The 18,931-nt window shown below is 64.0% G+C and carries 14 protein-coding genes; 10 read left to right on the forward strand and 4 right to left on the reverse strand.

Features of this window, described 5'->3' with window-relative positions:
• Positions 1 to 3: 3 nt before the first annotated feature.
• Complete coding sequence (locus ACIQ2A_RS05735) at positions 4 to 3,360, reverse strand: autotransporter domain-containing protein (RefSeq protein WP_398476717.1); 3,357 nt, start codon at positions 3,358 to 3,360, stop codon at positions 4 to 6.
• A 177-nt stretch (positions 3,361 to 3,537) separates the two neighbouring features.
• Between ACIQ2A_RS05735 and ACIQ2A_RS05740 the strand changes: the two genes are divergently transcribed.
• On the forward strand, positions 3,538 to 5,415 hold the full coding sequence (locus tag ACIQ2A_RS05740; RefSeq protein WP_398476719.1) for a winged helix-turn-helix domain-containing protein: 1,878 nt from the start codon (positions 3,538 to 3,540) through the stop codon (positions 5,413 to 5,415).
• 28 nt (positions 5,416 to 5,443) lie between these two features.
• On the opposite strand, the gene ACIQ2A_RS05745 is transcribed toward ACIQ2A_RS05740, so the two are convergent.
• Positions 5,444 to 5,773 (reverse strand): hypothetical protein, encoded by a 330-nt coding sequence (locus ACIQ2A_RS05745; RefSeq protein WP_398476721.1) that lies wholly within the window; start codon positions 5,771 to 5,773, stop codon positions 5,444 to 5,446.
• A 258-nt stretch (positions 5,774 to 6,031) separates the two neighbouring features.
• On the opposite strand from ACIQ2A_RS05745, the gene ACIQ2A_RS05750 reads away from it, so the two are divergent.
• Together ACIQ2A_RS05750 and ACIQ2A_RS05755 are read left to right on the forward strand one after the other, a co-directional pair.
• Positions 6,032 to 7,525, forward strand: coding sequence for a caspase domain-containing protein (locus ACIQ2A_RS05750; protein WP_398476723.1), 1,494 nt, complete (start codon positions 6,032 to 6,034; stop codon positions 7,523 to 7,525).
• Entirely contained in the window at positions 7,522 to 7,896 is a 375-nt protein-coding gene (locus ACIQ2A_RS05755) for a nuclear transport factor 2 family protein (protein WP_398476725.1), read from the forward strand. The genes ACIQ2A_RS05750 and ACIQ2A_RS05755 overlap by 4 nt, the downstream gene beginning before the upstream one ends.
• A gap of 7 nt (positions 7,897 to 7,903) precedes the next feature.
• Here the strand turns inward: ACIQ2A_RS05755 and ACIQ2A_RS05760 are convergent, their stop codons facing one another.
• Positions 7,904 to 8,947 (reverse strand): Rieske 2Fe-2S domain-containing protein, encoded by a 1,044-nt coding sequence (locus ACIQ2A_RS05760; RefSeq protein WP_398476728.1) that lies wholly within the window; start codon positions 8,945 to 8,947, stop codon positions 7,904 to 7,906.
• 224 nt (positions 8,948 to 9,171) lie between these two features.
• Here ACIQ2A_RS05760 and ACIQ2A_RS05765 point away from each other — a divergent pair, with 224 nt between their 5' ends.
• Positions 9,172 to 10,401 (forward strand): FAD-dependent oxidoreductase, encoded by a 1,230-nt coding sequence (locus ACIQ2A_RS05765; protein ID WP_398476730.1) that lies wholly within the window; start codon positions 9,172 to 9,174, stop codon positions 10,399 to 10,401.
• Positions 10,402 to 10,488: 87 nt separating this feature from the next.
• On the opposite strand, the gene erpA is transcribed toward ACIQ2A_RS05765, so the two are convergent.
• Entirely contained in the window at positions 10,489 to 10,836 is a 348-nt protein-coding gene (gene erpA, locus ACIQ2A_RS05770) for an iron-sulfur cluster insertion protein ErpA (protein WP_398476732.1), read from the reverse strand.
• A 97-nt stretch (positions 10,837 to 10,933) separates the two neighbouring features.
• Here erpA and ACIQ2A_RS05775 point away from each other — a divergent pair, with 97 nt between their 5' ends.
• From ACIQ2A_RS05775 to scpB, 6 genes are all read left to right on the forward strand, one after another.
• Positions 10,934 to 12,148: a deoxyguanosinetriphosphate triphosphohydrolase gene (locus ACIQ2A_RS05775; protein ID WP_398476734.1), complete on the forward strand. Its 1,215-nt coding sequence runs from the start codon at positions 10,934 to 10,936 to the stop codon at positions 12,146 to 12,148.
• Positions 12,149 to 12,320: 172 nt separating this feature from the next.
• Positions 12,321 to 14,123: an arginine--tRNA ligase gene (gene argS / locus ACIQ2A_RS05780; RefSeq protein ID WP_398476736.1), complete on the forward strand. Its 1,803-nt coding sequence runs from the start codon at positions 12,321 to 12,323 to the stop codon at positions 14,121 to 14,123.
• Between the two features lie 118 nt (positions 14,124 to 14,241).
• Positions 14,242 to 15,741 carry an SPOR domain-containing protein gene (locus ACIQ2A_RS05785; protein ID WP_398476738.1) on the forward strand — a complete coding sequence of 500 codons (1,500 nt, stop codon included), beginning with the start codon at positions 14,242 to 14,244 and terminating at the stop codon, positions 15,739 to 15,741.
• Between the two features lie 46 nt (positions 15,742 to 15,787).
• On the forward strand, positions 15,788 to 16,813 hold the full coding sequence (nagZ, locus tag ACIQ2A_RS05790; RefSeq protein ID WP_398476740.1) for a beta-N-acetylhexosaminidase: 1,026 nt from the start codon (positions 15,788 to 15,790) through the stop codon (positions 16,811 to 16,813).
• Complete coding sequence (locus ACIQ2A_RS05795) at positions 16,810 to 17,640, forward strand: segregation and condensation protein A (RefSeq protein ID WP_398476742.1); 831 nt, start codon at positions 16,810 to 16,812, stop codon at positions 17,638 to 17,640. Before nagZ ends, ACIQ2A_RS05795 begins: the two co-directional genes overlap by 4 nt.
• Positions 17,641 to 17,661: 21 nt before the next feature.
• Entirely contained in the window at positions 17,662 to 18,924 is a 1,263-nt protein-coding gene (gene scpB, locus ACIQ2A_RS05800) for an SMC-Scp complex subunit ScpB (protein ID WP_398476745.1), read from the forward strand.
• Positions 18,925 to 18,931 lie beyond the last annotated feature (7 nt).

An 18,931-nucleotide genomic window follows, 5' to 3' on the forward strand; every position in this document is an offset into this window, starting at 1 on the left:
TCGCTACCAGGTGTAACGCGCCACGCCTTTGCCGGCATAGCTGCGGGTCGTTTCGGAGAATTCGCCCTCGAACGTGGCGGCGAGCGACAGGCCGTTGGTCCATGCGAGTTCGGCCGAGGCCGAGGTGAGGGCGGAATTTCGCGCGGCTACCGCGCCATTCACCACGAAGCTCGCACCCGGCAGCGACTGGAAGGTCGCCTGCGCGCTGCGCTCCGGATTGGTGTCGTGCGCCCAGGCCGCACGGCCGCGTAGCGTGAGCAGTGCGCCGTCCAGCGCGAAGGATTTGTCGCTGCGCAGGCCGAGTTCGGCGCGTGGCGCTGTCACGGTCTTCGCGGCGTAACCGAGCGCGAAATTGCCGGCGCCGGCGACCAGGCTTTCCGCATAAGCGGGCAGGTCGAGAGCTGTGATCTGCAGAGCCGCATAGGGCGTGAGGCCGATGCCACCCGTCCAGGGGTCGACGAAGCGATTGCCGAATTCGACGCGGCCTGAAAACGTATTGGCGTGGAAGCGTCCGCGCAGGTGGTCAAAGCCCACGGTTGTCACTGTGCGATCGGTCGTTACATCCTGCCAGCCATAGGCCGCCGCCGCGCTGACATAGGTGGAGCCAGTGGTGTGCCTGAGATAGGCGCCGGCCTGGAACATGTCCGAACTGCCGGTGCCGGCTCCCGCCACCGAGAAGGTGTTGCCGCCGCCAGACAGCGCGAAGCCGGCGACGGTCTGCGGCGCCCACAGATAATCGGCGCCGACGGCAAATCCAAAGGTGCGCGACGTCGTGCTGCTCGAGCCCTGCGCGATATTGCCATCGGTGGTCTGCGAGCCGCCGAAGCCTGCGGTCCAGACATTCCAGCGGGCATCGAACACCGGTCCGCGCGGCGCGGCCTTGGTCATCAGGCCATAGGCGTCGCGCTCGGCGCCATTGCGCGTGCCGTTGCGCGGGGCATAAGCGAGGGCTTCATCGGCGAAGGCACTGGGGCCGGGGACGGCCGCAAAGCCGGCGCGGCCGGCGATGGTGGGATCGGTGATCAGGCCGAGGAACAGGTTCATGGCCTGGATGCTGGTCTGCTGCAGCCCGGTGCCGGTTTCGCCGGAGACCTGCGTGAGCCCGCTCGGGCTCAGCGCGCCGAACACCAGCGGAATGCCGCCCGTGCGGTTGAAGTAGCTGACCAGCGTGCTTGCGACATTGCCCTGGTTGGTGTTCAGCGGTGTGTAGTTCGGACCCGGCGTCGGGCCGGGCGGGGTCGGCGGCACATAGCTCAGCGTCAGGTCGAGATAGGCATTGTTGGCGTCGTAGCTGAGCTTCGACGTGAAATTGGTCGGCAGGTTGGTGTTGACCTGACTACCGAACGTCCCGTTCACGCCGAGTGCGGCGTTGAGGATCGTATATTGCCTGGTGATGTAGCTGCCCGGTGCGAAACTCGCATTCACCGTGGCGCCGTTCAGCGTGGCCGAGCCGGTGACATTGGTGCGATCCGATCCGGCAGGATCCACCTCGATCATGTAGTGGCTGGCTGCGGTGAAGACGAGATTGCCCTGCACATTGAGCGTGCCGATGGAATTGCCCGGCGCCAGCGTGCCGCCGGCGATCCGCGTCTCGCCGACCGTGCCGGTGCCGCCCAGCGTGCCGCCGGGATTCACGGTGGTCAGTGAGGACGATGCGATCGAGCCGTTGACGCTGAGTGTGCCGGCATTGACCACGGTCGGGCCGGTATAGGTGTTGAGGCCGGTGAGGATGGTGTTGCCGGGGCCGGCCTGTACCAGCGTGCCTGCATCGCCCGCGTAATCGGAGATGACGCCCGCAAAAGTATAGGCATTGGAGCGGTTGAAGATCAGCATGCCGCCGTTCTCCACATTGCCGGTGATCGAGCCGGTGGTGCCGCCGTCGCCGAGCTGCAGGGTCGAACAGGCGCAGATGCTGGTGCCGCCGGTATATGTATTGGTGCCGGTGAAGGTGGTGACGGTGCCGCGATTCATGATCTGAACCTGGATCGTGCCCGGAGCACCGTCCTTGATGGTGCCGGCAAACGTCGCCGCAGTGTCATCGAAGCCGATCATGAGAAGGGTGGGATCAGGACCGGAATTGGTCACGGTGCCCGCACCGGTCAGCGATCCGATGATCTGGGCTGCTGTGCCGCCGAGGTCCAGCGTCGCACCCGCTGCGATATTGTGGCGGCTCATGAAGGCGAGCGTGCCGCTGCTGCCAGCCTTCAGCGTGCCGGCCTGGACGTCGGTCAGGCCCTCGTAGTTCTGGTTGTTGTCGATCACGAGCGTGCCGGCGCCGCGCTTGATCAGGCCGCCGGGGCCACTGAAGACCTGCGGTGAGTCCGTGAGGGTGAAGGTGGCTGCTGCATCGGCGATGTCGAAGCCACCACCGTTGACGCCCCAGTTGATGGTGCGGGTGGTGCCGCTGAAGCTGGTGCCGGTGATGCGCAGGATGCCGCCGTCGAAATTGAGGTCCCCGCCGATGCCGAGATTGCTGTCGGACGAAACGCTGATGGTGCCGCCGAGAAGGCTGGTGCCGCCGCCATAGGTGTTGGCGCCGCTCAATGTGAGCGTGCCCGTTCCGGTCTTGGCGAGCGAGCCATAGGCACCGCCCGGCGGCGGCGCCATGCAGCTTCCGCTGCCGCATTCGCTGATGACGCCGGAGATGTCGCTGTCACGGTTGCTGCCGCCGATCATCAGCTGATGGGCGCCGAGATAGACGTCACCGGCGCCATTGATCGAGCCGATCTTGTTGATGTTGTCGGGGGCCGGGCCGACACTGGCGGAGAAATCGATCCAGCCGCCGCCATTGTTAGTCACATGCGCGGTGCCGCCCGAGGCCTGGTTGGAAAAGGTAAGCCGGCCGTTATTGGTGATCGCTGCGTCAGCTGCGCTGGACGATTGCGTGAAGGCCAGCCAGTGACCGCTATTGTTGATGAAGGTTGCAGTGCCGGCCGAACTGGTCCCGTAGAATGCGATATCACCGTTGTTCGTGATCGTCAGGCTACCGCCATTGATGGTGATGCCGCCGCCCGCGAAGCCTAGTCCGCCCGCATTGGCCAGGGTATAGGCGCCAGCGCCGGATGTGAGCGTGAGATTGCCAAAACCCATGACGGTCATGCCAAGCGTCAGGCTGGTGATGGTCGATGCACCGAAGAAGGCGGTGTCCCCGGGGGCAGAGCCTGGCAGCGCGCCACCGTCCCAGTTGGTGGGCTCCGTCAGACTGCCAGAGTTAGGAGTCTGGCTCCACGTGGCGTCCTGGGCATGACCGGGATCGGCCGCGGCGACAGCAGCCAGCAACAGGAGGCAGGCCGAACCGGCCGCACGCGCCATATGCGCAGGCGTGCGTCTGTCACTCCTTATGGTTGCGTTAATCCCCATTCACCCGCTCCGGTAGTCCGGCGGTATTTCTCACGCGCGCGGGGGAGTGTCTAGAATTGCACCCAGAAATGGCAGTGGCATGTTCTGAAGATTTTCTGATATTTTCTGTTCCAGCGGGCTCTGCTACCGTCATGCGAAGGGTTCTGGCAGAGCTTCCTGCTGTCTTGGGGGAGTCCAGTGCTGCGTTTTGCCGATTTTCAGATCGACCCGCTGCGCGCCGAATTGCGCCGGCTCGATGGTGAAATCATCAAACTGCGCCCCAAGCCATTCGATATGCTTGTCTTTTTCGTTTCTGAAGCGGGCCGCGTGATTGGCAAACGCGAGCTGATGGAGCGATTCTGGCCGGGCGTGCATGTTGGCGAGGACAGTCTTTTCCAATGCATCCGCGAAATCCGTGCGGTGCTCGGCGACAATCAGCGCCAGATTCTGCGCAACATTTCCGGCCGTGGCTATCTGTTCGAGGCCCAGGTGACCGGCCGTCTGGTCACCGGCAGCTTGCCTGGCACCGATCAAACCGACCTGGAGCCTGTGTCACCCGAGGCTGCCGGTGCCGAGATCGCGCCGTCGGACTCCGTCGATGCTGCGGCTCGTCGACCGACGATCGCGCCGGCCGAGCCGGATGTGGTCCACATACATCCGGATCAGGATGCATCGATCGCAGTTGCCGATCCTGTCATCATCGAAGCCATGGTCAGCCCGCCCGATCAAGGCGTCGCGGTGATTGCGGTGCCGACACAGCGACCACGCCTGTCGCGACGCGCGATAGCGGCGGCCATCGTCGCTGTCCTGCTTGGGGCCGCCGGTGTCGCGATGGCGCCGATATTGGGCTCGCAAACCTTGATGCGGAATGTCCGCCCGACCGTCGTTGTGACATCCATCGTCACCACCGGTGGCGATGCGTCGATGCGCGCCATGGCGGCGGGGGTCACCGATCGCCTCAGCGCCGGCCTGTCGCGGATCGAGAATATCCGCGTGGTCGCACCGGCGCAGGTGACCGCGCGCGCCTCGCTGGAGCCGTCCTCCGGGCGGGCGCCATCCGGCGACTACATCGTCAATACGGAGCTGTTGAAGGACGAGCAGAACTGGACGTTGCGCTCGCGCATGGAGCGGACGTCGAACGGAGAAATTGCCTGGAGTACGGACGTCACGGTCGCGGGCGGCGATGTCGATCGCGACATGTTGCAGTCGCGGCTGGCGGCCGCCATCGGGCATTCCCTGGCGTTGCGCCTCAATACGATCCTCAACGATGTCGTGGCCGGCGCCAAGGGCGCGCCCGGCAGCGCCAAGGTGGCGGTGGAGCAGGCGACGGCCTCCATCGTGCACACGACGCCGGAGCGCTTTCGTGCCGCCGAAAGCATGCTGCGCAAGGCGCTGGTCGATAATCCAGACAATGTCGATGTGCAGGCGGCGCTGGCGGCGTTGCAATTGCGCGGAATCCAGATGGTCTGGTATCCGGCCGACGAACGCGAGGCCGTGCGCAAGAGCGCGCAGGAGCTGATGGAGCGCGTGCTGCGCGTCAAGCCGACCTATGTGCCGGTGCTGGAAAGCTATTGCCGCCTGCTCAGCGCCACCAACCAGTTCGTCGATAGTCTGGTCGCCTGCGCGCGGGTGCTGTCTTTCGATCCGTGGAACGGGCTTGCCATCTATCATATCGGGCTCAACCAGATCTTCCTCGGCCGTTTCGAAGAGGCGGTGACGAATTTCAAGCTTGCCGATCAGTACGACACGCCGACCGTATCACGCTGGACATGGTCGTTGGGCGCAGGCTTCGCGCTGATCTATCTCGAACGCTATGACGAAGCCTTGCCATGGCTCGAACGCTCGCTGGCGGTGACCCAGGGAACCGGCCGCACGCATTTCATGCTGGTGACGGCCTATCATCAGCTCGGTCGCCATGCGGAAGCAAAGGCGATGCTGCTGAAGGGGCTGGCCTTGCGGCCCGGCGCCACTGCGGACAATATCGGGCCGCCGACAGCGAATACCAGCCCGCGCTATCTCGAAGGCTCGGCCAAGGTGCGCGACATTCTGGTCGACGCCGGCATGCCGCGGCGCTGATGCACGAAAGCTAAGCCGGCGTCGCCGGCTACTTGCCGTAGGTGCCGAGCAGCTGGCCGAGATTCTGCATCACGAAGGCATTGGCGCGCAGATGCACTTCCTTGCCGTCCTGCAGGCGGACGCCGATCTCATAGGTGGCCGGATCGAGCTGGCGCATGCCGAGCACCTGGCTGATTTCCATCGTCTCCAGTGACGTCTGTGCCGGCTTCGCCGCCTGTTTTGGCGCAGCAGCGGGTTGCTTGGCCGGACGCGGTGCAGGTGCGGCAGCAGCAGGGGCCTGGGCCGGCGTGGGTGCTGCGCCTTGCGCGACTGCGATCGTAGGGGCGAGCAAAGCGGTTGCGAGGACGAGAAATTTCACGCCGGTCTCCTGAATCATCGAACGGAATCGGCTTTGCCTATAGCAGATTGCGGCAGATTTTGTGGCAACCGCCCCATGTCGTCGGCACGGTTGGTCTACCCTGCGATGCAAGACAAATGGCACCGCGCCGGTTACATCTGCGATTGAACCGGCCGCACTGCGGCCTCGACCAAGGTAGACAATTGCGCGGCGGGCATCGCCGCAAATCGGCGCGCGGCGGACCGCCGCAATAATGGGAATGCAGGCATGAATGCGACAATGAGACGGCTCTTACTCACCATCGGTGTGCTGATGAGCGCGATCGTCGTGGCATCGCCCGCATCGGCCGAGAAGCGTGTCGCGCTTGTGGTCGGCAACGACAATTATCGCAACGTCTCGAAGCTGCAGAAAGCCGTCAACGACGCCCGCGCCATGGGCGAGGTGCTGAAGAAGCTCGGTTTCGAGGTGATGGTCGCCGAGAACCAGACGCGGCAGGGATTTAGCCAGGCGTTGCTGGCTTTCGAGACCTCGCTCGGCAAGGGCGATACGGCGTTCTTCTTCTTTGCCGGCCACGGTTTCGAGATCACCGGCCAGAACTATCTACTGCCGACCGACGTGCCCGCGGCGACCGCCGGGCAGGAGGAACTGGTGCGCGACAGTTCCGTGCTCGCGGATCGCATCGTCGATCGCCTGCAGAACAAGGGCGTGCGCAGCGCCATCCTCGTCTTCGATGCCTGCCGCAACAATCCGTTCGAACGCTCAGGGACGCGCTCGCTCGCGGGCGGCGCCGGCCTGGCACCGATGGTGCAGCTGCCGGAAGGCGTGTTCTCGATTTTCTCCGCCGGCCCCCGTCAGACCGCGCTCGATCGGCTCTCCAACAACGACACCGATCCGAATTCGGTGTTCACCCGCACCTTCATCAAGGAGATCCAGGAGCCGGCGCTCAATCTCGTGCAGATCGCCCAGCGCACCCGCCGCACGGTGAGCGAACTCGCCGACACCGTGAAACATCGGCAGGTGCCCGTCTATTTCGACCAGATGGTGGACGACGTCTTCCTCAACGGCCAGGCCAAGTCGAACGAGCCCGTGCAGGCCAGCACGCTGCCGACATCGCAATTGCCGAAGGTCGCCGCCTTGCCACCGGTGAATACGTCACCACTGCCCACACCGGACAATCCGAACGCACCGATCGCCAGCTTCTCCCGCCATAATGGCGGCTGGACCGTGGTGTTCTCCATCGTCGATCCCGCGCTCGGCATTTCCTGGCGCAAGGGCGACAGCGGCGATTTCCGCGAGACCGGTTTCATGGACACGCTGGACCCGCGCACGCGTAAACGATTGCCCAATCCGTCGATCCAGCTGAATGCCGATGAGCCGGCGACGACGTTGCAGGTGCGCTACATCGACATCACCGGCGAGATGCAGGGGCCGTTTCCGATCCGCTTCGATCCGGAAGCGGCGCTGGTGCGCGACCAGCGCAAGATTCTCGACATGACCGCCTCTAACTGGCTGGAATTCGGCGGCTCAAATGGCCTGCTGTATTACACGCATCTGATCTCGTATCGCTGCGCAATCCGCGAAGTGAAGCTTGGTTTCGATACGTCGGTGCCGGATCAGGTGCTGAGATTGCCGCCCTGCAATCAGCGCGATCCCATCGCGGTGCCGCGTGATGCGCCCATCTATATGAAAGTGCCGGGGGGCGCGCGCTCGGTGTCGGTGGAATTGCAATTCCGCGACGGCAGCGTGTCGGAGATCAGGACGTTCCGGAAATGAGTGAGATCGAAGAAATTGCCGAACTCGAGGAGCGCCGCCGCAAGGCCATGCTCGATGCGGATATCGCTGTGCTCGACGAGATGTTCGCCGACGATCTCAGCTACACCCATTCCAATGCGGTGATGGAGCGCAAGGCGCTCTATCTGGAGCGGCTCGCCGCCAAGCATTACGACTATCGCGAACTGAACTTTCTCGATCAGGACATTCGCGTGACAGGCGATGCCGCGCTGATCACCGGCCGCATGACGGGCGAGGTGGTGATCGCCGGGCAATTCCGGCAACTTAACAGCCGCACCACGGTGGTCTGGACTCGTCAGCATGGCCGCTGGCAGATGCTGACGTTTCAGAGCACGCCGATCCCGGCACCCTGATCGCCGGTCAGCTCGTATAGTTCGTTCCGAGGCCGATGGATTTCAGCAATTTCCGATAGGCGATCGAGGTTCGGTCGGCCGGGATATGTGTCTCCATCTGCATGTCCAGCGGCAGATCCTCGGGCTTTTGCGATTCCACGATCACGCGGTCTTCGTTGAAGATCTGCAGATTGAAAGCGAGGACGTCGTCGAGCGGGCCGTCCTTGCCGAAATTGCGTGCCAGCGGGCAGAACAGGCGCGTCTTCCGTGCCGAGATCGGCGATGGTGCGTTTAGGATGGACAGCAGGCCGTTTTCCGGAAAATGCACGGTCAGCTTCGCGCAGAAGGGCGGAAACACATCGAAGACGCGCAGCCATTCGAAACCCTCCGGCGCAAGATGCCGGAGTTGCTTCGGATAGTTGCTGACCGAGCTCAGATAGTTGGCCCGAATGCCGAATGATGTCCGCTCCAGCTGGTAGCTGGGCACGACGGGATTGTCGCGATCGCCGAACGACTCGACATGCGCCCAGGCGAAGTGCGCGACGTCCAGGAAGCCTTCCATCTGGCGACCGCAGGAGCTGTTGATGTCGATGGTGGGCGCCATGATCGGCTGGAAATCGGGATCGTCCCAGGCCTCGAACACCGGCAGCGTATCATGTTCGCCGTTCAGGGTCGTCCAGATCAGTCCATAGCGTTCGATGGTCGGCAGCACCGTGATGCGCAGCTTGTCGGAGATCGGAAGGCCCGGATGAGCCGGGACCGATCGGCAGCGTCCGTCGGGACCGTAGCGGAAACCGTGATAGGGGCACACGATGGTGTCGTGCTCCACCCAGCCGAGGCTCAATTGGGTGCCGCGGTGGACGCAGAGATTGCGGGCGGCGATGGCACGGCCAGCCGCGCGGTAGACCACAAGATCGACATCGAGCAACGTCGCCTGAACCGGCTTGTCGGCAAGCTCGTCGCTGCGCGCGACCGGGTACCAGTAGTGCGAGAGCACAGTCCAGTCCTGAGGATCGAAGCTCAGGTCTCTCGGAAAACCAAGCCGCTGCGATGCGACCGGTTTGATGGCCAAGTCTATCATCCACGCGTCTCCTGACGAGCGGCGATTGCGCCGGATCAAAGTCTCTTGACCTATTCTTACTCAGATCGGGATCGACATGAAGTGGCAATTTTGAGCGCGGGATGCGGCGTTTTCGAGCGCGATAGGCTTCCGGCGCGGGACTTCGCGCCGCGATTTGTTGACGGCGATCCGTCGCTCCGCCACCCTGCAGCTCAAAATGAATGCGGGAGATGGTGATGAGCGAGACAGCAGCCGGGAATGTGACGACACGCTGCTGTATCGTCGGCGGCGGGCCGGCTGGCATGATGCTCGGCTATCTGCTTGGCCGTGCCGGCGTCGATGTGATCGTGCTGGAAAAACACGCCGACTTCTTCCGCGATTTCCGCGGCGACACGGTGCATCCCTCGACACTGCAGGTGATAGACGAACTCGGCTTGATCGACGATTTTCTCAAGATCAAGCACGACCGCATCGCCAAGATGGACGGCTATTTCGGCATGCACAAACTGCGCATCGTCGATATCGCGCGGACATCGGCGAAATACCCGTTCATCGCCTTCATGCCGCAATGGGATTTCCTCGATTTCCTGCGCGACAAGGGCAAGCGCTTTCCGCATCTCAAGCTGATGATGAAGACTGAGGCGACCGATCTCGTCTGGTCGGGTGCACAGGTCGTCGGTGTCAAAGCCGTGACGGAGCAGGGGCCGATCGAGATTCGCGCCGATCTCGTGGTCGCCTGCGATGGCCGGCATTCGGTGGTGCGTCCGGCCGCAAAGCTCGAGGTCGAGGACATCGCGGCGCCGATGGACATTCTCTGGTTTCGCATCGCCAAGGGGCCGGAGACCGAAAGCGTGTTCGCGCGGCTCGAGCCGGGCAAGATGATGGTGACCATCGATCGCGGCGACTACTGGCAATGCGCCTATGTGATCGCCAAGAACCATTTTGACGAGGTCAAGGGGAGGGGGATCGAGGCCTTCCGCGGGGAAGTATCCCGGCTGGCGCCGATCCTGGCGGCGCATATCGACGACCTCAGAAGCTGGGACGACGTCAAGCTGCTCACCGTCGCCATCAACCGCCTGACGCGCTGGCATCTGCCGGGCCTGCTCTGCATCGGCGATGCCGCGCATGCGATGTCGCCGGTCGGCGGCGTCGGCGTGAACATCGCCGTGCAGGACGCCGTTGCCACCGCCAATCTGCTGGCGGCGAAATTGCAAAAGGGGCCGGTGAGCGAGGACGATCTCGACACCGTGCGCCGGCGCCGCGAATTCCCGATGCGCGCCACGCAGGCGATGCAGGTGGTGATGCAGAAGAACATCATCAGCCGCGCGCTGGCGCCCGGCGATCAACCGCTGACGCCGCCGTTCTTCATGCGCGTCGTCAATGCAGTGCCGTGGCTGCAGGGACTTGCGGCGCGGTTTCTAGCGATTGGTGTCAGGCCGGAGCATGTGCGCTCGCCCGAGGCGTAGGGCGGATGAGGCGCAGCCGTAATCCGCCGGCCGAGTTCATAACTGAAACTTCGCGGCGGATTACGCTGCGCTCATCCGCCCTGCGTTTCAGATCGAGAAGCTCGTCCCGCAGCCGCAGGACGCTGTCGCGTTCGGATTGACCACCCGGAACGACGCGCCGATCAGGTCATCGACGAAATCCAGTTCAGAGCCGGCCAGAAACGGTGCCGACGACGGATCGACCAGCACAACGGCGGCATCACGCTCGATCACCACGTCGTCTTCAGCCTTGGCGCGCTCGACGTCGAACTTGTATTGAAAGCCCGAACAGCCGCCACCTTCGACGGAAACGCGCAGCATGGCGCCGCTGCCTTCGGCCTTGAGAATCTCGCCAATCCGGCGCGCCGCGCTGGCGCTGACGGTGAGGGGGGCTTCGATCGTGGCGGTATCGGTCATATCTGGCTCCAGGGCGGGACTCGGTGGTTTGAATCTGCCGCGCCCCATAGTTAAGTGCGGCAGCCCGCGGAATCAATTGGATCAAGGATAAACAGCTTTGTCGGTCGGAATGGCAGCTCCCCAGGCGCCCTATGCCTGCGATCCCGCGCAGAGCCGCGGCCGGCTGTTCCCGGAGGCCCCGAGCCGGACGCGCAGTGCGTTCCGGCGCGATTGCGACCGGGTGATCCATTCCACGGCCTTCCGGCGGCTGAAGCATAAAACCCAGGTTTTCGTGTTCCACGAGGGCGATCATTACCGCACCCGTCTGACGCACACGCTGGAAGTCGCCCAGATCGCCCGCGCGGTGGCGCGGCAACTCGGCCTCGACGAGGATCTTACCGAGACCATGGCGCTGGCCCACGATCTCGGACATCCGCCTTTCGGCCATGCGGGCGAGCGGGCGCTGGATGCCTGCCTGGAAGCCCATGGCGGCTTCGATCACAATGCGCAGGCGCTGCATGTGGTCACCGCACTGGAGCACCGCTATCCCGGTTTCGACGGGCTCAACCTGACCTGGGAATCCCTCGAAGGAATCGTCAAGCACAATGGCCCGCTGACGGGGCCGAACGGCCTGCCGCTTCAACGCTATGCGCAGCATGGCCTGCCGCTTGGCATCGTCGCCTTTAACGAGAAACTCGATCTCGAACTCGGCAGTTTTGCCTCGCTGGAAGCGCAGGCGGCGGCGATCGCCGACGACATCGCCTATGACGCCCATGACATCGATGACGGCTTGCGCGCCGGCCTGTTCAGCATCGACGACCTCACGGCCATTCCGCTGGTTGCCGGCATCGTGGTCGAGATCGATCGGCGCTATCCCGGCCTCGATCAGGATCGCCGTGGTGCTGAACTGGTGCGCGAACTGATCTCCTATCTGATCGGAGCCGTCGTCAGCGAGGCGCAGCGACGGCTGGATGAGGTGAGGCCGGTGTCTGCCGAGGAGGTCCGTCATTGCGGCCGGCAGCTCATCGCGTTCTCGGCCGAGGCTGCAGGGGCCGAGAAGGCGATCAAGTCTTTCCTCTGGACGGGCATGTATCGCCATCCGCGTGTGATGCGCGTGATGGTCGAGGCCGAATGTCTGGTGGCCGACCTATTCTCCCGCTACACGCGCGAGCCCGGCGATCTGCCACCGGAATGGCAGGCGGGGGCGACCGGCGAAGCGGAATCGGAGGCCGAGCAGGCGCGCCGGATCGGCAATTTCATCGCGGGGATGACCGACCGTTTTGCCATCACCGAGCATATCCGGCTCTTTGACTCGACTCCGGAATTGCGCTAGGCGGTTCCTCGTTAAGTGCCTATCGGGATTGAGAAAATTATCCCGATGCGATCCGCCGGCCGGCCTCGTCTCGCATTTGCAAAGAGATTGGCGCAAGGCCCGCGAAACCGCTATCCAGACCTAATTCCGTTCCTGCCGGCTGAGTCCCGGCGCAAGCTGGTTCCGTACAGTAATGACCACTTCTGCCCCAGTGCCGCATCTGTTCGCCAATGTGCTCGCCCGCGTGCACGCGATCTGCAACGACCTGATCACCGACGGCGTGCTGCCGTTCGGCATCGATCTGTCGCGTATCGTCGTCGAGCCGACCAAGGATGCGTCCCATGGCGACATGGCGAGCAATGCGGCGATGGTGCTGGCCAAGGAAGCGAAAGCCAAGCCGCGCGATCTCGCTGAGGCGATTGCCGCCAAGCTGCGCGCCGATGATCTCATCACGTCGGTGGATATCGCCGGTCCCGGCTTCATCAATCTAACGCTGAAGACCTCGGTCTGGGCCCATGCGCTGCGCGCCGTGCTGCGCGCCGGCGATGTCTATGGCCGCAGCGCGGTCGGCGGTGGCGAGAAGATCAATGTCGAATTTGTCTCGGCCAATCCCACCGGCCCGATGCATGTGGGCCATTGCCGCGGTGCCGTGTTCGGCGATGCGCTGGCGAGCCTGCTCGATGTCGCCGGCTACAGCGTCACCCGCGAATATTACATCAACGACGCCGGCGCGCAGGTCGATGTTCTCGGCCGCTCGGCATTCCTGCGCTATCGCGAGGCGCTCGGCGAAGCCATCGGCGAGATCCCGGAAGGGCTGTATCCCGGCGACTATCTGCAGCCGGTCGGGCAGGCCCTGGCTGCGGAGCATGGCGCTACGCTGAAGGATATGCCGGAAGACCAGTGGCTGCCGATCACGCGGGCCAAGGCCATCGCGATGATGATGGAGATGATCAAGGGCGATCTCGCCGCCTTGAACATCAGCCATGAAGTGTTCTTCTCCGAGCGTTCGCTGATCACGGGCACCACCGATCAGGTCGGTGCGACCATCGACTTTCTGCGCGGCAAGGGCGACGTCTATGAAGGCCGGCTGCCGCCGCCGAAGGGCAAGCCGGTCGATGATTACGAGGACCGCGAGCAGACGCTGTTCCGCGCCACCGCTTACGGTGATGACGTCGATCGTCCGCTGCTGAAGTCGAATGGCGGCTACACCTACTTCGCGTCCGACATCGCCTATCACAAGACCAAGGTCGACCGCGGCTTCCACAAGATGGTGGACGTCTGGGGCGCCGATCACGGCGGCTATATCAAGCGCGTGCAGGCGGCCATCAAGGCGGTCACCGACGGCAAGGGCGAGCTCGACGTCAAGATCGTCCAGCTGGTCAAGCTGCTGCGCAATGGCGAGCCGGTGAAGATGTCGAAGCGCTCGGGTGACTTCGTCACCTTGCGCGAGGTGGTGGACGAGGTCGGCTCCGACGCCGTCCGCTTCATGATGCTGTTCCGGAAGAACGACGCTGTGCTCGATTTCGACCTCGCCAAGGTCATCGAGCAGTCCAAGGACAATGCCGTTTTCTATGTCCAGTATGGGCACGCCCGCGGCCATTCGATCTTCCGCAACGCCCGCGAGCAGATGCCGGAGATGGCCGGTCTGCCCACGGAAGACGCCGAGCGGATCGCCTGGCTCAAGGACGCGGCGGTGGAGCGGCTGGACGATCCCATCGAGCTCGGCCTGCTCCGGCAGCTGGCGCTCTATCCGCGGATGATCGAGGCGGCAGCGGTTGCGCATGAGCCGCACCGGATCGCATTCTACCTTTACGACCTCGCCAGCGCCTTCCATGCGCACTGGACCCAGGGCCGGGATGCGCCTCATTTACGCTTCATTATCACTAATGATGCAGAACTTACTAAAGCACGTCTGGCACTCGTGCAGAGCATCGTTACGGTTCTTAAGTCAGGCCTAGCCGTTCTCGGCGTCTCTGCACCGAATGAGATGCGTTAGTAGTTGAGTAATAATTTGGGAATGGTCGCTGCATGGGGGTGTGCAGCGGTCAATGACAGGCGGCAATTTCGTCCGGTCGACGAAGTGGCAGCTTTCCCGCAGGGGATGTGACATCACCATGGCCAATCAGTACCAGAACCGATCTTACCCCGCAGGCGCCGGCTACAATGACCCGCGCGCGCAAGGCGAGGGCGATCCCTTGGCCGAGCTGGCCCGTCTGATCGGCCAGACAGATCCCTTTGCTGCGCAGTCTGCGCGCCAGCCGGCCGCCCAGCAGCGCCGCGCCGAGCCCGTTCCGGCCCATCACGACGAGCCCGAAGAGCAGTTCGAGACCGCGCCGACCCCGCCGCCCTGGATGCAGCGCGTGGCCGCGCAGCGTGCCCAGCAGCCGGTCGAGCCGGAGCCCGTGCATTACGCTCAGCCGAAGGTCGAGCCGGAATTCGATTTCCAGCAGCAGCAATATGAGCAGGCCCAGCATCCCGATGCGCAGGCCTATGCGGCCTCCAGCTATGCGCCGCAGGACTATGCTGCGCATGAGCAGCAGGCCCATGCCAGCTACGATGCCTATGGTCATCCGCAACAGGCGCAAGCTTACGAGCAGCCGGTGCATCAGCCCGATCCAAACCGCTACGACGATGCGCTCTATGGCCAGCCCGATCACGGGCAGGCCTATCAGCAGGATCCGTATCAGGACGATCCCTACGCCTATCAGCAGGACGATTACGCCGAAGAACCGGCGCCGAAGCGCCGCAGCGGCATGAAGACCATTGCTGCCGTACTTGCGCTGGCAGTCGTCGGCACCGGTGGCGCCTTCGCCTATCGCACCTTTGTCGGATCGACCCGCAGTGGCGAGCCGCCGGTGATCAAGGCCGATCCCGGCCCGAACAAGATCGTGCCGGCGACGACTTCTGCGTCGAATGACAGCGGCAAGCAGCTGGATCGTCTCGCGGCGGGGCAGGAGCGTCTGGTGCCGCGCGAGGAGCAGCCGGTCAATGTGCAGGACGCCAGCAAGGCCGGTGGCCCACGCGTCGTGTTCCCGCCGCTCAACCAGAACAATAATCCGCCGACCACGGCGAGCGTCTCGCCGGCCAACAAGCCGATGGTCGCGAGCAACCCCGTGAATGGCGACGAGCCGCGCCGGATCCGGACGCTGGCCGTTCGCGGCGATCAGATGGATGCGGCGGCAGTGCCGGCACCTCGTCCGGCCGCAGCCCGGCCGACGACACCAGCGCCGGCACCTGCCGTCAATGCGGCCAATGCCCCGATGTCGCTCTCGCCGCAGTCGGCTCCGGCTGCTGCCCCGACGACCCGGTCGGCTGCGCTCAATACCGCACCGCAGGACATCGCTTCACCCTCGGCGGCGACCGGTGGTTATGTGGTCCAGGTCTCCTCGCAGCGGAGCGATGCCGATGCCCGTGCCTCCTTCAAGGCGCTGCAGGGCAAATATCCTTCGGTGCTCGGTTCCCGGTCGGCTCTGATCAAGAAGGCTGATCTCGGCGACAAGGGAACATATTACCGCGCCATGGTCGGTCCGTTCGGATCGGCCGACGAAGCTCTCCAGTTCCGCAAGAATCTGGAAGCTGCTGGTGGGCCGCAGGGAATAGTCCAAAGGAATTAACGGCGGTTTCCTTGACCCTGCGTGGTGATGGGGCCTAATCGGCCCCATGAGCACCCGAGCCTTCATCACCGGCGTATCCGGCCTTACCTTGACTGCTGACGAGCGCGCCTTTTTGCGCGCCGAGCGTCCCTGGGGCTTTATCCTTTTCAAGCGCAATATCGATAATCCCGCGCAAGTCGTTGCGCTGGTTGAGGAATTGCGTGAAACGACGGGTGATCTCGGCGCGCCGGTCCTGATCGATCAGGAGGGGGGGCGGGTGCAGCGCCTCGGCCCGCCGCATTGGCCTGTCTATCCGCCTGGCGCGGTCTTCGGCGCGCTCTATGATCTCCAGCCGGATCTTGGCCTGCGCGCCGCCTGGCTCGGCTCACGGCTCATCGCTGCCGATCTGATCGACCTCGGCATCACCGTGGACTGCCTGCCGCTGGCGGATGTGCCGGTCGAAGGCGCCGATGCCGTGATCGGCAATCGTGCTTATGGCACAACGCCGGCCAAGGTTGCGGCGATCGGGCGGGCGGTCACTGATGGTCTGGCGGCGGGCGGCGTGCTGCCGGTGCTCAAGCATATTCCGGGGCATGGCCGGGCCAATGCCGACAGCCATCACAAGCTACCAATCGTGTATAACACGAGGAATGAGCTGGAAGCGTCTGATTTCGAAGCGTTTCGGCCGCTTGCCGACTTGCCCATGGCGATGACTGCACATGTTGTGTTTAACGCCCTGGACGCCACTCAGCCGGCCACGACTTCTGCGACAATCATCACTGACGTGATTCGCGGCAGTATCGGGTTCCAGGGTTTGTTGATGAGTGATGACGTGTCCATGAATGCTCTGGCGGGGTCCATCGCCGAGCGAACCCGCGCCATCGTCGATGCCGGCTGCGACGTCGTCCTGCACTGCAACGGCAAGCTGGACGAGATGCAGGCCGTCGCCAAAGAAACGCCGTTGCTCAAGGGCAAGCCTGACGAGCGCGCCCGGGCCGCGATCGCCGTCCGTCAGCAGCCACAGCCCTTCGACCGCGCAGCAGGTCGGGCGGAACTCGACCAACTGATCGCACGGACGGGAGCCAGCGCATGAGCGCCGAAATTCTGTCGTTTGAAACCGGACGTCCGGCCGAGATCGTCACCAATGACGAGCCGTCGCTGGTCATCGATGTCGAGGGCTATGAAGGCCCGCTCGACCTTTTGCTCACGCTCGCGCGCCAGCAGAAGGTCGATCTGCACAAGATCTCGATCCTGGCACTGGCCGATCAATATCTGCTGTTCATCGAGGAAGCGCGAAAGATCCGGCTGGAACTCGCGGCCGACTATCTGGTGATGGCCGCCTGGCTGGCCTTCCTGAAGTCGCGCCTGCTGCTGCCGGAAGTGGTGAGCCAGGAAGAAGGCCCGAGCGCCGAGGACATGGCGACCGCGCTGGCCAACCGGCTGCGCCGTCTCGAAGCCATTCGTAGCGCTGCTGACCAGCTGATGGCCCGGCCGCAGCTCGGCCGCGACAGTTTTCCGCGCGGCGCGCCGGAACAGATCGCCGAAATCAAGCAGCAGAAGTTCACGGCGACGTTGTATGACCTGTTGTCGGCCTATGCGACCCAGCGTCAGGCCCGCGTGCTCACCCGCGTCCATCTGGCCCGCCGCACCGTGTGGTCGCTGAGCGAGGCGCGCGCCTCGCTGGAACGGCTGATCGGCATGGCCGAGGACTGGAGCCGGCTCGACGAATATCTGCTGGCCTATGTGCCCGATCCGCAGCAGCGCGCCACGGTAATGGCGTCGAGCTTTGCGGCGGCGCTCGAACTCGTCCGCGAGGGCGCGCTCGATCTCAGCCAGAGCGAAGCATTTGCCCCCCTGTATTTCCGCAAGCATGTCGGCCCGCCGCCCGTGCCTGTGGCGCCGGAAGTTCCGGCTGAGTAAGTGAGAGAAGGAGATCCGGACATGGCACGTGCCGCCGAAAAACGCATCGACGTTGTCGAGGATCAGGTCGAGGACATGCAGCAGGACGACACCGCGCAGCCGACCGAAGCCGTGCAGCCGACCGATATTGCCGCCGAAGACACGGTTGCAGAAGGCGCTGCCGATGCAGACCTCGTCGCGGACGATGTTGCCCAGCAGGATGCCGTTCAATCGGACGACGCGCCGGAAGTTGTCGCGCGTCCGGAAGAGCTGCGCATTCTCGAAGCGCTGCTGTTTGCCTCCACCGAGCCGCTCGACCAGTCGGCGCTCGCCAAGCGCATGCCCGATGGCGTGAACGTCAAGAAGGCACTGGAAGCGCTGCAGGCGGACTACGCCATGCGTGGCATCAATCTGGTGCGCATCGCCAACAAATGGACGTTCCGCACCGCCGGCGATCTCGCCTGGCTGATGACCCGCGAGGTCAGCGAAACCAAGAAACTGTCGCGCGCCGCCGTCGAGGTGCTGGCCATCGTCGCCTATCACCAGCCGGTGACCCGCGCCGAGATCGAAGACATCCGCGGCGTGGTGACCTCCAAGGGCACCCTCGACGTGCTGCTGGAGACCGGCTGGATCAAGCCGCGCGGCCGTCGCAAGACGCCGGGCCGTCCGCTGACCTTTGGCACCACCGATACGTTCCTGTCGCAGTTCGGCCTCGAGGCGCTCGGCGATCTGCCGGGCCTCGAAGAGCTCAAGGGCACGGGCCTGCTCGACTCGCGCCTGCCGGCCGGCTTCAGCGTGCCCAACCCGTCCGACGATCCGCAGCTCCGCGAGGACGAGGATCCGCTGGAGGATGGCGAGCTTCACCTCTCGCTGTCGGAGCCCGATCCGGAGTTCCCCGAAGCGCAGGGCGAGACTGCAGTTGCCGATGAGGCAACGGCAGAAGTTGTCGGATTGGCCGAAGTTCCGGTGGCTGATGATGCCGACGAGGTCGGCGAGATTGCCGATGTGATCGATGCCGAGGAGGTTGAAGCTCCCGCGCTTGGCGTGGTCGAGATCGACGAAGACGAAGCTGAAGACGGCGAAGAGACTGCCGAGGCGGAACAGGATGAGGCCGAACCGGCTGAATCGGAGACCGCGGAACTCGATTCCGACGCGCAGGATGACGACGGCGACGACGACCTCGACGACGAAGATGATGATTTCGAGGACGATGAGGACGAGGAAATCGACGCGGATGGTGCCGAAGAGGGCGCTTCCGGCGACGAGGCGTCCAAGCCGGGCGAGGACGACGATCATCACCGCTGATGCGACA

This window comes from Tardiphaga sp. (assembly GCF_044336785.1).
GTDB lineage: Bacteria > Pseudomonadota > Alphaproteobacteria > Rhizobiales > Xanthobacteraceae > Tardiphaga.